Below are 13,201 nucleotides of genomic sequence, written 5' to 3' on the forward strand. Positions count from 1 at the left end.
CCCGGTGCCAGGAACGTGGCTGGGCCACCGCTCAGGTCGTGGAGCCTCAGGCGCTCCTGTGGTCGCGGCGCGCGGCGGCGGCGCGGAGGGAGTCGAGCTCCGCGCGGAGGACGTCGATCTCGGCCTCGAGCTCGGCGACGATCACGATCGCCTCGGCGGCACGGCCCTCGGCGTCGTCGCGGCCACTCTGCGCCTCGTCCCGGCCGCGCTCGGCGGCGTCGGCACGCCGGGCCTCCTGGCCACGCTTGAGGGTCTGCTCGGCCGCGTTCTTCTGGGCGTTGGAGAGGGCCCGCTCGAGGACGTCGATGGCCTCCTCGCGCTCGTTGATCTTGCGGCGCATGTCGGCGGCGAAGGCCGCGGACTCGGCCGTACGGCGCTCCGTCAGGGTGCGGTACTCCTGCGCCTGCACGGCGCGGTCGCGCGCGGCGTCGCGACGCGCCTGCATGAGCTCGGAGTGGGTGATGCGGGTGGCGGCTGCTCCGGCGAGCACGGCCACGACGGCAGCGACAGCGGTCAGTCCGGCCGACGAGGACGCGAGCGCGCCGATCACGAGCGCCGCGCCGACGGCGAGGAGCGTGACGGCCACGGCCAGGCGCGTGCTGCGCTGGCGGCGACGAGCAGGCGTACGAGACACCTGTGACTGCTGTGACTCCTGGGAAGGCATGGCGCCAGACTAGGCGCGCGGCAGCCCGCCGTCCGTGCGACACGCACGCTCCAGGGCCAGCGAGGCGAGGGTCACCCCCGCCGCACCGGCGGCGGCGACCAGCGAGCGGAGGATCCACCGGTCGGCGTAGTGCGACTCGTCGCCGAGCCAGCTGACGGCGTAGCCGACGTAGCCGGCGGTCACCGCGGCACCGGCGAGGGCGCACGCCCGGGCCAGGACGAGTCGGTTGACCGCCTGGTGCGGCTCGAGCCGTTGACCCCGCACCTGGACGGTCTGCCACGTGTGCCAGGCGAGGAAGCCCATGATCGCGGCGACCATCACCAGCACGAGGGCCTGCGCCCACGACACCAGCGGTGGCCGGCCGGCCACGGAGGTCATCACGGGGTGGATCGCCCAGCCGAGCGCCAGTCCGACGACGATGGACGCCGTCAGGGCGCGCGCAGAGGTGGGACGGAGCGTCCCGCGCGGCTCGTCAGGGTCCTCGTGGGGCGCGTCCGGGCCGGACTCGGTCACTCGGGGTCCCCGCGGCGTCCTGGGGAGGAGCGCAGCGGAGGAGCAGGAGGTCGCGGGGTGGTCACTCGACCTCGAGGGTGAGGTCCTCGCGCCTCTTCACACCCGAGGAGTCGGACGCGTCGAGCAGCTCGGCGATCGGGCCACGGTCGGGGAAGACCGCGTCGGGCTCGAGGTCGTGCCACGGCTGGAGGACGAAGGCGCGCTCGTGGGCGCGCGGGTGCGGCAGTCGCAGGAAGTCCTCGTTGGAGCGGCGGTCACCGACCACGATCAGGTCGACGTCGAGGGTGCGCGGGGCGTTGCGGATGTCGCTGCGCTCGCGGTCGAAGGCGTCCTCGATGGCCAGCGCACGCTCCATCAGCCGGGCGGCGGGGAGCGTGGTGTCGGCGAGCAGGACGGCGTTCAGGTAGGGGCGCGAGCCCTCCGGCGCGTCGACCGGCTCCGTCTCGTAGACCGGCGAGACGCCCGTGACGAAGAAGTCCGGGGTGTCCGCGAGCGCGTTGACCGCGCCCTGCAGGGAGCCCAGACGTTCGCCGAGGTTGGAGCCCAGGCCGAGCACCACCCGGCGGATCGGGTGCATCTCCCCCGTGAGGGAGTCGGCGTCCACGATGTGGGGGTTGGGAGTCTCAGTCATGAGCGTTGCCTCGCGTTCTGGTGATCGTCAGCGCGACGTCCGAGTACGTCGCGTCGATGGGCGCATCAGGTTTGTGGAGCGTGACTCGCGCCCATTCAACACGAGTGTCCAACAGGCACACGTCCGTGATGCGTTGAGCGACGGTTTCTATCAGGTCGACGGGGTCGCGCTCGACGGCAGCCTTCACGTCCGCCACCAGCGTGCCGTAGTTGACCGTGTCCACCAGGTCGTCGGAGGCAGCCGCAGGCCGGGTGTCGATGCCCAGCACGAGGTCGACGACGAAGACCTGGCCCTCGCGCCGCTCGAAGTCGAAGACACCGTGGTGGGCGAAGCACTCGATGCCCGTCACGGACAGCTCGTCCGTCATGTCGTGCCTCCATCCATCGCTGCCACGACCGCGAGTGCGTCCCGCGTGGCTCGTACGTCGTGCACGCGCAGGAGGTCGACCCCGCGGACGGCCAGCAGGGCGACCAGGGCGGCGTGGGCGTGCTCGCGCTCGTCGACCGGCCGCGGCACGCCGTCGACGGCCAGCAGGGAGCCGAGGAACGACTTGCGGCTGGCACCCACGAGCAGCGGGCAACCCAGCTCGCGCAAGCCGTCGAGCGAGGCGAGCAGCTCCCAGTTGTGGCCGGGCTTCTTGGCGAAGCCCAGCCCCGGATCGAGGACGACCCGCTCACGCGGGACGCCGGCGGCGAGGACCGCATCGAGCCGTTCGCCCAGCTCACGGCGTACGGACTCCACGACGCCGTCGGGCGAGTAGTCGGTGAAGTTGCGCATCCGGTCGGCGTGGGCGCGCCAGTGCATCGCGACGTAGGACGCGTCGCTGTCGGCGACGACGTCGAGGATCCGCGGGTCGGCGAGGCCGCCGGAGACGTCGTTGACGATCCCCGCGCCGGCGTCGATGGCCGCCGCGGCCACCTCGGCGCGCATCGTGTCGACCGACACCACGACGCCGTCGGTCGCCAGCTCACGGATGACCGGGACGACGCGGCCGAGCTCCTCGGCGACCAGTGGGCGGGTCGCGCCCGGCCGGGTCGACTCACCCCCGATGTCGAGGACGTCGGCCCCCTGCACCACGAGGTGTCGGCCGTGGGCGACGGCGGCCTCGGTGGTGTCCCACCGGCCGCCGTCGGAGAACGAGTCGGGCGTGACGTTGACGATCCCCATCACCCGGGTCGACCGGTCAGCGGGGGACGCCCCCTCGCTCACCTGGTGCCTGAGTGGATGAGCGCCATCGCCTCGGCGCGGGTGGCCTGCTGGGTCAGGAACATGCCGCGCACGGCAGACGTGATCGTGCGGGCGCCGGCCTTCTTGACCCCGCGCATCGTCATGCAGAGGTGCTCGGCCTCGATGACCACGATGACGCCGCGCGCCTCCAGGATCTCCATCAGCGAGTCGGCGACCTGCGTGGTGAGCCGCTCCTGGACCTGCGGGCGCTTGGCGTAGACGTCGACGAGCCGCGCGAGCTTGGACAGGCCGGTGATCTTGCCGGTCTCGGCCGGGATGTAGCCGACGTGGGCCACCCCGGTGAACGGCACCAGGTGGTGCTCGCACATCGACCAGAGCTCGATGTCACGCACCAGCACCATCTCCTCGTGACCGAGGTCGAAGGTGGTGGTCAGCACGTCGCGCGGGCTCTGGCGCAGGCCCTGGGTGAGCTCGGCGTAGGCGCGGGCGACCCGCGCCGGGGTCTCGTGCAGCCCCTCGCGCTCGGGGTCCTCGCCGATCGCGTAGAGCAGCTCGCGCACGGCGGCCTCGGCCCTGGCCTGGTCGAAGTCGGGCACGTCCTCCGGCTCGACCTGGGGCACGGTGACCGGGTCGGTCACGGCGCGTCCGGGCTGGGCGGGGTGGGGGTGTCCGGGTGGACGCCCTGGACGCCGTGGACGTCTCCACCCGCGCCGGGCGGCGTGAGGATCGCGCCGCTGGTCTCGGACTGCTGGGAGGCGATGTCGGCGTTGACCCGGTCACGGATCTCCTGCGGGATGTCGACCGGCGGGATCGTCGACGGCACGCGCTCGGGCGAGCCGGTCCACGCCGGACGCGTCGGACGCCGGGTCAACGGCTCGAAGATCGCCGCGATCTCACCCTTGTCGAGGGTCTCCTTGTCGAGCAGCGCGAGCACCAGCGCGTCGAGGACGTCGCGATTCTCGTGGAGGATCTCGAAGGCCTCCTGGTGGGCGTGGCCCAGCAGCGTCTTGATCTCCCCGTCCACCGCCGCGGCGGTCTCCTCGGAGTAGTTGCGCGTGTGGCCCATGTCGCGGCCCAGGAAGGGCTCGGAGTTGCTGTCGCCCAGCTTGACCGCACCGAGGCGCTCCGTCATGCCGTACTGGGTGACCATCGCCCGCGCGAGACCCGTCGCCTTCTCGATGTCGTTGCCGGCACCGGAGGTGACGTCGTGGAAGATCAGCGCCTCCGCGGCCATGCCGCCGAGCATGTAGGCGAGGGAGTCGAGCATCTCGCTGCGCGTCTGGGAGTACTTGTCACGGTCCGGCAGCACCATCGTGTATCCGAGCGCACGACCACGCGGCAGGATCGTCACCTTGTGCACCGGGTCGGTGCCGGGCAGGGCCGCGGCGACCAGGGCGTGGCCGCCCTCGTGGTAGGCGGTGATGAGCTTCTCGCGCTCGCTCATCAGGCGCGTACGACGCTGCGGACCGGCGATGACGCGGTCGATCGCCTCGTCGAGGGACTCGTCGGTGATCATCTTGGCGTTGCTGCGCGCGGTCAGCAGCGCCGCTTCGTTGAGCACGTTGGCCAGGTCGGCACCGGTGAAGCCGGGCGTGCGGCGGGCGATGCTGAGCAGGTCGATGTCCTGCGCGATCGGCTTGCCGCGCGAGTGGACCTTCAGGATCTGGTGGCGGCCGTTGAGGTCGGGGGCGTCCACCTGCACCTGGCGGTCGAAGCGGCCCGGGCGCAGCAGCGCGGGGTCGAGCACGTCGGGACGGTTGGTGGCGGCGATGAGGATGACCCCACCACGCACGTCGAAGCCGTCCATCTCGACGAGCAGCTGGTTGAGCGTCTGCTCGCGCTCGTCGTGGCCGCCGCCCATCCCGGCGCCGCGGTGGCGGCCGACGGCGTCGATCTCGTCGATGAAGACGATGGCCGGCGGGTTCTCCTTGGCCTGCTCGAAGAGGTCGCGGACGCGGCTCGCGCCCACACCCACGAACATCTCGACGAAGTCGGAGCCGGAGATGGAGTAGAACGGCACGCCCGCCTCGCCCGCGACCGCGCGCGCGAGGAGGGTCTTGCCGGTTCCGGGCGGGCCGTAGAGCAGCACGCCCTTGGGGATCTTGGCGCCGACGGCCTGGAACTTGGCCGGGTCGGTGAGGAACTCCTTGATCTCGCCGAGCTCCTCGATCGCCTCCTCGCAGCCGGCGACGTCGCTGAACGTCGTCTTCGGCATGTCCTTGGTGATCAGCTTGGCCTTGGACTTGCCGAACTGCATGACGCCGCGTCCGCCGCCGCCCTGGGCCTGGTTCATCAGGAAGATGAACAGCAGGATGATCAGCGCGAAGGGCAGCAGGGTGGCGAGCAGCGAGCCGAGGAAGCTCGGCTGCGGGACGGTCGAGTTGGCCTTGTCGATCGTGCCCGCGGCGACCTGCTCGTCGACGGCAGCGAGCAAGATCTCCTGCTGCCCGTCGATGTACTGCGCGACGACCTTGTCGCCGTCCTCGCGGGTGCCCTTGTCGAGCGTCGCCTGGATCTCGAAGTCGGCGCCGTTGAACTCGATCTCGTCGACCTTGCCGTCGTCGATGTAGGAGGCGAGGGTCGAGGTGTCGACCTCGTCGTAGCCGTCGCTGGGTGCGAGGAACTGGATCGCCAGGAGGACCGCGAACGCGGACAGGACGATCCACAGCCAGGGACCCTTGAATATGCGCTTCACAGGCAACTTTCGGCGGTTTCGGAGGTGAGGAGGCGACGCTACACGCCGCCGGGGCCCTTATTCTTTCAGGCGGGGTGAAGCGGTGCGACCCGTTCGAGGTCAGTGGCGCGCTCGGGCACGCTCGCTCAGGAGTAGACGTGGGGCGCGAGGGTGCCGATGTCGCGCAGGTTGCGGTAGCGCTCGCGATAGTCGAGGCCGTAGCCGACGACGAACTCGTTGGGGATGTCCCAGCCGATGTACTTCGGCTCCACGGGCATCGAGAGCGCCTCGGGCTTGCGCAGGAGCGTGGCGATCTCGACGCTCGCGGGGCTGCGGCTCGAGAGGTTGTTGACCAGCCAGCTCAGGGTCAGGCCGGTGTCGATGATCTCGTCGACGATCAGCACGTCGCGGCCGCTGATGTCGGTGTCGAGGTCCTTGAGGATGCGGACCACGCCGCTGGACTTGGTGCCCGACCCGTAGGAGCTGACGGCCATCCAGTCCATCTCCAGGTGCCGCGGCATCGACCGCGCGAGGTCGGCCATCACCATCACCGCCCCCCGCAGGACGCCGACGACGAGCAGGTCGCGTCCCTCGTAGTCCTCGGTGATCTGGAGGGCCATCTCGGCCAGCCGCTGCTGGATCTGCTCCTCAGTGAAGAGGATGTTGACCAGGTCGTTCTCCACGTGGGACGAGTCCATGGACGTCAGCCTAGGGGGCGACGGAGGGCACCGTGCAGGCAGTTCGGCCCGGCGCCGGTCACAGGTGGGCGTGCCCGCGGTGGCTGGTGCCGCGAACTGCCGTCACGGTGCCTCGATGAGCAGGAGTCCGTCGCGGCGAAGGGCGCGGAGCGGGCCGGGCAGGTCGATCCACTTCTGGCCCCGCCACCCGACGAGCAGCTCGTCGACGGCGAGGACGTGGTCGCGGGTCAGCTCGGACGGCGGTGACCCGGCGTCGAGGGCGGCGCGGTGGAGGACGCGGTGCCGGATCGACGGCTGCTCGCCGGTCAGGGTCTCGATGTCGAGGCCGCCGTCGCGGCGGGCGCGGGCGAGCGCCCGGTCGGCGAGGTCGTCGAGCAGCGCGGTGTCCTCGCGCAGCTGGTCGGCGGTGCGGGCCAGGGCGGCGGCGATCCCGGGTCCGAGCTCGGCCTCGAGGACCGGCAGCACCCGGTCACGTACGCGCACCCGGGTGTGGACCGGGTCGGAGTTGTGGGGGTCGTCCCAGGCCTCGAGCCGCTCCACCAGGCAGGCGGTGACGGTGTCGTCACGGCGTACGCCGAGCAGCGGGCGTGCGAACACCCCGAAGGACGACCGCATGCCCTGCAGGGACCGGCCGCCCGAGCCACGGGTGAGGCCGAGCAGCACCGTCTCGGCCTGGTCGTCGAGGGTGTGGCCGAGCAGCACGAGCCGTGCCTCGAGGTGCTCGGCGACCTGCTCCAGGACGGCGTACCTCGCCTCGCGCGCGGCGGCCTCCGGCCCCATCCCCGACGCGGCGTCGACGTCCACGCGCGCGGTGAGCGTCTCGTCGACGCCCATCGCGGCGAGCTGGGCGACGACACGGTCGGCCTGCTCCGCGGAGCCGGCCTGCAGGCCGTGGTCGACGGTCACGCCGACCACGCGCAGCCCGAGCTTGTGTCCCTCGAAGACGACCGCCGAGGCGAGGGCGAGGGAGTCCGCACCGCCGCTGCACGCCACGGCGACGGTCGCGCGCCCACCGTCTCGAGCCTCGAGGCGGGACAGCATCCGGCGCACCGGCAGCCGGACCGCCGCGACCGAGGGGTGGAGCGTCACAGCACGCGGGCGATCCAGGCGTCGGGGTCGCTGATCTCGGCCTTGGAGGGCAGGGTCTCGGTGCCGGTCCACACCGCGTTGAACTCCTCCATGCCGACCTTGTCGACGACGTGGCGCACGAAGACGGCCCCGTCGCGGTACTGCGCCATCTTGGCGTCGAGGCCCAACAGTCGCCGCAGCAGCTTGTCGACGCCACCGACGCCCTTGCGACGCTGGTTGAACTTCCGGCGGATCTCCGCCACCGACGGGATGACGGTCGGGCCGACGCCGTCCATCACGACGTCGGCGTGGCCCTCGAGCAGCGACATCACGCCGGTGACCCGGTCGAGGATCTCCTTCTGCTCGGGCGAGGAGACGAGGTCGATGATGCTGCCGTTGCTGCCGCGGAGCACGTCGGCGCCGCGGCGGAGCCCGTCGAGCACCGCGCTCGGCTCGAGGGTGTCGGCGACTGCGTGCATCTGGCTCATCAGGTGCTGGCCGAGCCACGGGTTGGCCGTGAACTGCACCCGGTGGGTCTCCTCGTGCAGGCACACCCACAGCCGGAAGTCGGTCGGGTCGGCGCCGATCTCGCGCTCGACGTGGACGATGTTGGGGGCCACCAGCAGCAGCCGGCCGAACGGCTCGTGGAACGGGTCGAACTGCCCCAGCACCTTGCTGCCGAGGAAGCCGAGCATCAGGCCGACCTCGGCGCCGGTGACCCGGGTGCCGACGGCCTCGGCGAACGCCGACGGGGGGCCCTTCTTCTCGATGAGCTTGTCCACGACCGGGCTCAGGAGCTTGGCGAAGCCGTCGGCGTTGGCCCGGAGCCAGCCGCTGCGATCCACGACCAGCACCGGCGCGGTGCCGGCCTCGGTGTGCAGCCCGGTGAACTCACGGACCAGCGGGGTCGAGCGGGTCGCACCCTCGCGGAGCTCGACGACCGCGGCGGCCGCCTCGTCGGGCGACACGTCCGGCCCGGGCCCGGCCACCCGGGTTCCCACGGTGACGGCGAAGTCCCAGTCGACGAGGTTCATATCGTGACCCTAGCCGGGAGCGAAGAATGAGCCCCCGGCGTGGGGAAGGAGGTCGAGTGGCCCCACGACCGAGCCTGCGAGGTCGTGACGGGACGTATCGAGACCCGCGGGCGGTGTCCGGGCGACAAAGGGATATGGGTCTCGATACGGACGCTCGCCGGGGCTCGCGACCTACTGGACCACCGAGTCGGCGGACGAGCTGCATCTGCAGGAGGCGAGGGAGGCGGCCGCGCGGTCGAGGGCCTCCTGCGAGTCGTAGCGCTCGATCGGCGGGGACTTGTCCGCGCCGAAGACGAAGGCGAGCGGCTGCCCGTCGCGGTCGACGGCGATGCCGGCGAGGGCGTGCACGCCGGTGAGGGTGCCGGTCTTGGCGCGCACGAGGCCGCGGGCGACGGCGGGGCCCTCGGCGAAGCGGTAGGTGAGCGACCCGGTGAACCCGGCGACGGGCATCCCGGTGACCAGGCTGCGCATGCCCGCGCCGTCCGGGCCGGCGGCGTGCTGGATCAGGTCGATGAGCAGGGACGTCGAGACCCGGTTGCGCCGCGACAGGCCGGAGCCGTCGTACACCTCGGCGCCGGCGACGTCGATCCCGAGTCCGCCGAGGGTGTCGAGCACGCCGGCCGCGCCCGCCTCGAACGACCCGGTGCCGGAGGTGGCGAGGCCGACCTGGTGGCCCACCACCTCGGCGCCCTCGTTGTCGCTGACGTCGAGGATCCGCTCCGCGACCTGCGACAGCGGCGCGCTCTCGACGGAGGCCAGCTCCTCTGCGCCGGCGGGCGCGACGACCCGCTGCGGCTGCCCGTTCACGCGCAGCCCCGCGGCGCGGAGGCCGTCGGCGAAGACCTGGGCGGTTGCCAGCGACGGCTCGTCGGACTTGAGGTCGCTGTCGGGCTCGTCGCCCCCGTCGACCATGAGCGCGGTGATCGGGCTGACGATGTCGTCGGGGACGTAGTCGCGGCGCCAGGCCGGGTTGTCGGTCGGGCCGGTGAAGAGGCTGTCGTCGAAGCGGACCCGGACGCGTCCCTGGCCGCCGAGCGCCTCCGCGACCTGCAGGGCGAGGGTCGTCACGTCGGCGCGGGCGGGGTACGTCGACTCGGCCTCGGCGACCGTGAGCGACCTGCTGGCCAGCAGCGGGTCTCCCCCGCCGACCAGCACGACGTCGCGCGGACCGGCGCCGCGCACGACCCGCGTGGTGAAGGTGTGGTCGGGCCCGAGCACGTCCAGTGCGGCCCCCAGGGTGAGCAGCTTGGTGGTCGAGGCCGGCAGGTAGCGCCCGTCCCCGGTGGTCCACTCGGCCGAGCCGGGGGCCAGGGGCGCGACCGCCCCCACGACGTGCTTGCCGAGGTCGGGGTCGGAGAGGTCGTCGGAGACGGCCGTGGCGACCCGGTCCGCGTCGAGGGCACCGGCGGTGTCGAGGGCGACGGCGTCGTCGGCCGGCGGCGTCCACTCGGGCAGGTCGAGGCCGGCGGGCGCGAGCACCTGCTCCGGCTCGGTCTGCGGGTCGGCGGCCAGACCCGGCAGGTAGCGCTGGCCCCACTCGAAGCGGTAGGCCCCCACTCCGGCCGCCAGCAGGGCGAGGACGAGGACCGTCGGCAGCCAGTGCCACACCGACCACCGGCGTCGCCGCGGGCCGGAGTGGCGTAGGTCACGTCCCACCCTTTTCGACCCTCTCGCTTCGCGCATCGGGGCCATTGTGCGCGACACTGCCCCCGTACCCATGCGTCGGGCCGTGCCCGGCGCAGCTGAGCGGCCCGATGGCGTGCCGGAGAAGGTGAGGAAGACGTGCTCGAGTTCGACGTGCTGGTGGAGATCCCCAAGGGTGAGCGCAACAAGTACGAGGTCGACCACGAGAGCGGGCGCCTGCGCCTCGACCGGATGCTCTTCACCTCGACCGCCTACCCGGCGGACTACGGCTTCATCGAGAACACCCTCGGCCAGGACGGCGACCCGCTCGACGCGCTCGTGATCCTGCAGGCGCCGACCTTCCCGGGCTGCCTCATCGCCTGCCGCGCGATCGGCATGTTCCGGATGACCGACGAGGCCGGCGGTGACGACAAGGTGCTGTGCGTGCCTGCCCACGACCCGCGACTGGAGCACCTGCGCGACATCAACCACGTCTCCAAGTACGACCGCCTGGAGATCCAGCACTTCTTCGAGGTCTACAAGGACCTCGAGCCCGGCAAGTCCGTCGAGGGCGCTGACTGGGTCGGCCGCGTCGAGGCCGAGGCCGAGGTCCAGGCCTCGTTCGAGCGCTTCAAGACCGAGGGCCACGGCAACGACCTCGACAACATCGCCGACGAGAGCCTGGGCGAGGACGCCTGAGGCTGTCGCCGGCGTTGCAGCTGCTCAGGCGGCCGCGTCCGTCGCGCCGAGCGACGAGGCCACAGGCTCGAGGGCCTCGGCCAGGATCTCGGTCACCCGCCCGACCGGACGCACGTCGAGCTCACTGAGCAGCTCGGCGGGTACGTCGTCGAGGTCGGCACGGTTGCGCTCCGGGACGTAGACCGTCGCCAGACCGGCCCGCTGGGCGGCGAGCAGCTTCTGCTTCACGCCACCGATCGGCAGCACCCGCCCCGAGAGCGTGACCTCGCCGGTCATGCCGACGTCGGAGCGCACGGGCCGTCCGGTGAGCAGCGAGACGAGGGCGGTCACCATCGTCACACCCGCGGACGGGCCGTCCTTGGGGATCGAGCCGGCCGGGAAGTGCACGTGGATCGACTGCTCGAACACGTCCGGGTCGATCCCGAGCTCGTCCGCGTGCGCGCGCACCCAGGACAGCGCGATCGAGGCCGATTCCTTCATCACGTCGCCGAGCTGGCCGGTCACGGTGAGCCCCGCCTTGCCGGCTGACACGGACGTCTCGACGTAGAGCACGTCGCCGCCGAGGCCGGTCACGGCGAGGCCGGTGGCGACACCGGGCACGTCGGTCCGCTCGTGGCTGTCGGGCGTGAAGCGCGGCCGCCCGACCAGGTCCACGAGCTCGTCGCGGTCGATGTCGAGCCGCTCGACGGCGCCGGTCGCAAGCCGGGTGGCGGCCTTGCGGAACGCCTTGGCCAGCAGCCGCTCGAGCTGGCGTACGCCGGCCTCGCGGGTGTAGTTGGCCGCGAGCTCGCCGAGCGCGTCGTCGGAGACGGTGACCTCCTCGGGGGTCAGCGCCGCCCGCTCCAGCTGGCGTGGGATCAGGAAGTCGCGCGCGATGGCGACCTTGTCGTCCTCGGTGTAGCCGTCGATGGTGACGAGCTCCATGCGGTCCAGCAGGGCCGACGGGATCTGCTCGACCACGTTGGCGGTGGCGATGAAGAGCACGTCGGACAGGTCGAGGTCGAGCTCGAGGTAGTGGTCGCGGAACGTGTGGTTCTGTGCCGGGTCGAGCACCTCGAGCAGCGCCGCGGCGGGGTCGCCGCGGTAGTCCGCGCCGACCTTGTCGACCTCGTCGAGCAGGACGACCGGGTTCATCGAGCCGGCCTCCTTGATCGCCCGCACGATGCGGCCGGGCAGGGCGCCGACGTACGTGCGCCGGTGGCCGCGGATCTCGGCCTCGTCACGCACGCCGCCGAGGGCGACGCGGACGAAGGTGCGGCCCAGTGCCCGGGCGACGGACTCGCCGAGCGAGGTCTTGCCGACGCCGGGAGGACCGGCGAGCAGCACCACAGCGCCGGAGCCGCGACCGCCGATCACCTCGAGGCCGCGCTCGGCGCGACGAGCACGCACGGCGAGGTACTCGGTGATGCGGTCCTTGACCTCGTCGAGGCCGTGGTGGTCGGCGTCGAGCACCGCTCGGGCGGCCGCGACGTCTGCACTGTCCTCGGTGCGCTCGTTCCACGGCAGCTCGAGGACCGTGTCGAGCCAGGTGCGGATCCAGCCGGCCTCCGGGGCCTGCTCGCTGGAGCGCTCGAGCTTGTCGACCTCGCGCAGCGCGGCATGCCGGACTGCCTCGGGCAGGTCGGCTGCCTCGACCCGGGCGCGGTAGTCGTCCGAGCCGTCGGGCTCGCCTTCGCCGAGCTCCTTGCGGATGGCGGCGAGCTGCTGGCGCAGCAGGAACTCGCGCTGGTTCTTCTCCAGGCCCTCGCGGACGTCCTGGCTGATCTTGTCGTTGACCTCGTCCTCGGCGTCGTAGGACCGCGTCCACTCGATGAGCAGGCGCAGCCGGTCGCCCAGGTCGGGGGTCTCCAGCACCTGGCGCTTCTGGTCGTCGGAGAGGTACGGCGCGTAGCCGGAGGTGTCGGCGAGCGCGTCGGGGTCGGCGAGGTGTCGGACGGTCTCGATCACCTGCCACGCCTCGCGGCGCTCCAGGATCGAGACGACGAGGGTGCGGTAGTCCTCGGCGAGCGCGCGGAGCTCGTCGGTGACGACCGCCTCGGGCACGGGCTCGGCCTCGACCCAGAGGGCCGCACCGGGTCCGGTCACCCCGGCGCCGATGGCGACGCGGCGCTCGGCGCGCAGCACCGCGGCGGGCCTGCCGCCGGCGAAGCGGCCGACCCGGTCGACCACGGCCACCACGCCGTGGGTGGCGTAGCGGTCCTCGAGCCGCGGGGCGACGAGGACGCGGGTGGGCTCGTTGTCGGCGGTGTCCGACTTCTGGGAGGCGTCGTGGGCGAGGCGGGCGGCGTCGATGGCCGCGCGGGCCTGGTCGTCGAGCTCGATGGGCACGACCATGCCGGGAAGCACGACCGTGTCGTGGAGGAACACCACCGGGAGGGAGATGGGAAGCGAAACGTTCTGCGTCATGTC

13 protein-coding genes are annotated in these 13,201 nt (G+C 72.2%); 1 reads left to right on the plus strand and 12 read right to left on the minus strand.

The features are described from left to right. Window positions 1-46 precede the first annotated feature (46 nt). From AC1DP1_RS08265 to dacB, 11 genes are all read right to left on the minus strand, one after another. Complete coding sequence (locus AC1DP1_RS08265; protein ID WP_457188505.1) at window positions 47-664, minus strand: hypothetical protein; 618 nt, start codon at window positions 662-664, stop codon at window positions 47-49. A 9-nt stretch (window positions 665-673) separates the two neighbouring features. Then, window positions 674-1,177 carry a DUF3180 domain-containing protein gene (locus tag AC1DP1_RS08270; RefSeq protein ID WP_477506459.1) on the minus strand — a complete coding sequence of 168 codons (504 nt, stop codon included), beginning with the start codon at window positions 1,175-1,177 and terminating at the stop codon, window positions 674-676. 61 nt (window positions 1,178-1,238) lie between these two features. Further along, window positions 1,239-1,808 carry a 2-amino-4-hydroxy-6-hydroxymethyldihydropteridine diphosphokinase gene (folK, locus tag AC1DP1_RS08275; RefSeq protein WP_191194337.1) on the minus strand — a complete coding sequence of 190 codons (570 nt, stop codon included), beginning with the start codon at window positions 1,806-1,808 and terminating at the stop codon, window positions 1,239-1,241. Beyond that, window positions 1,801-2,175: a dihydroneopterin aldolase gene (gene folB / locus AC1DP1_RS08280; RefSeq protein WP_191194336.1), complete on the minus strand. Its 375-nt coding sequence runs from the start codon at window positions 2,173-2,175 to the stop codon at window positions 1,801-1,803. The genes folK and folB overlap by 8 nt, the downstream gene beginning before the upstream one ends. Further along, window positions 2,172-2,975, minus strand: coding sequence for a dihydropteroate synthase (gene folP, locus AC1DP1_RS08285; protein WP_477506591.1), 804 nt, complete (start codon window positions 2,973-2,975; stop codon window positions 2,172-2,174). The genes folB and folP overlap by 4 nt, the downstream gene beginning before the upstream one ends. Window positions 2,976-3,013: 38 nt before the next feature. Next, window positions 3,014-3,634, minus strand: coding sequence for a GTP cyclohydrolase I FolE (folE, locus tag AC1DP1_RS08290; protein ID WP_477506460.1), 621 nt, complete (start codon window positions 3,632-3,634; stop codon window positions 3,014-3,016). Continuing rightward, window positions 3,631-5,691, minus strand: a complete 2,061-nt coding sequence (gene ftsH / locus AC1DP1_RS08295; protein WP_477506461.1) for an ATP-dependent zinc metalloprotease FtsH — start codon at window positions 5,689-5,691, stop codon at window positions 3,631-3,633. Before ftsH ends, folE begins: the two co-directional genes overlap by 4 nt. A 125-nt stretch (window positions 5,692-5,816) precedes the next feature. Further along, on the minus strand, window positions 5,817-6,368 hold the full coding sequence (hpt, locus tag AC1DP1_RS08300; protein ID WP_191194333.1) for a hypoxanthine phosphoribosyltransferase: 552 nt from the start codon (window positions 6,366-6,368) through the stop codon (window positions 5,817-5,819). Between the two features lie 102 nt (window positions 6,369-6,470). Further along, window positions 6,471-7,457 carry a tRNA lysidine(34) synthetase TilS gene (gene tilS, locus AC1DP1_RS08305; protein WP_477506462.1) on the minus strand — a complete coding sequence of 329 codons (987 nt, stop codon included), beginning with the start codon at window positions 7,455-7,457 and terminating at the stop codon, window positions 6,471-6,473. Continuing rightward, complete coding sequence (locus tag AC1DP1_RS08310; protein ID WP_477506463.1) at window positions 7,454-8,470, minus strand: zinc-dependent metalloprotease; 1,017 nt, start codon at window positions 8,468-8,470, stop codon at window positions 7,454-7,456. Before AC1DP1_RS08310 ends, tilS begins: the two co-directional genes overlap by 4 nt. A 171-nt stretch (window positions 8,471-8,641) precedes the next feature. Further along, the gene (gene dacB / locus AC1DP1_RS08315) at window positions 8,642-10,126 is read right to left on the minus strand and encodes a D-alanyl-D-alanine carboxypeptidase/D-alanyl-D-alanine endopeptidase (RefSeq protein ID WP_477506464.1); all 1,485 of its coding nucleotides are present in this window, start codon (window positions 10,124-10,126) and stop codon (window positions 8,642-8,644) included. Window positions 10,127-10,252: 126 nt separating this feature from the next. Here dacB and AC1DP1_RS08320 point away from each other — a divergent pair, with 126 nt between their 5' ends. Then, window positions 10,253-10,792: an inorganic diphosphatase gene (locus AC1DP1_RS08320; protein WP_457188489.1), complete on the plus strand. Its 540-nt coding sequence runs from the start codon at window positions 10,253-10,255 to the stop codon at window positions 10,790-10,792. 24 nt (window positions 10,793-10,816) lie between these two features. Here the strand turns inward: AC1DP1_RS08320 and lon are convergent, their stop codons facing one another. After that, complete coding sequence (gene lon / locus AC1DP1_RS08325) at window positions 10,817-13,198, minus strand: endopeptidase La (RefSeq protein ID WP_477506465.1); 2,382 nt, start codon at window positions 13,196-13,198, stop codon at window positions 10,817-10,819. Window positions 13,199-13,201 lie beyond the last annotated feature (3 nt).

The sequence above is a fragment of the Nocardioides sp. P4_G10 genome (assembly GCF_056401175.1).

Coding starts and splice junctions, on each gene's coding strand:
- AC1DP1_RS08265 (WP_457188505.1), bottom strand. CDS start 664: ATGCCTTCCCAGGAGTCACAGCAGTCACAGGTGTCTCGTACGCCTGCT.
- folK (WP_191194337.1), bottom strand. CDS start 1,808: ATGACTGAGACTCCCAACCCCCACATCGTGGACGCCGACTCCCTCACG.
- folB (WP_191194336.1), bottom strand. CDS start 2,175: ATGACGGACGAGCTGTCCGTGACGGGCATCGAGTGCTTCGCCCACCAC.
- folP (WP_477506591.1), bottom strand. CDS start 2,975: ATGGGGATCGTCAACGTCACGCCCGACTCGTTCTCCGACGGCGGCCGG.
- hpt (WP_191194333.1), bottom strand. CDS start 6,368: ATGGACTCGTCCCACGTGGAGAACGACCTGGTCAACATCCTCTTCACT.
- AC1DP1_RS08310 (WP_477506463.1), bottom strand. CDS start 8,470: ATGAACCTCGTCGACTGGGACTTCGCCGTCACCGTGGGAACCCGGGTG.
- lon (WP_477506465.1), bottom strand. CDS start 13,198: ATGACGCAGAACGTTTCGCTTCCCATCTCCCTCCCGGTGGTGTTCCTC.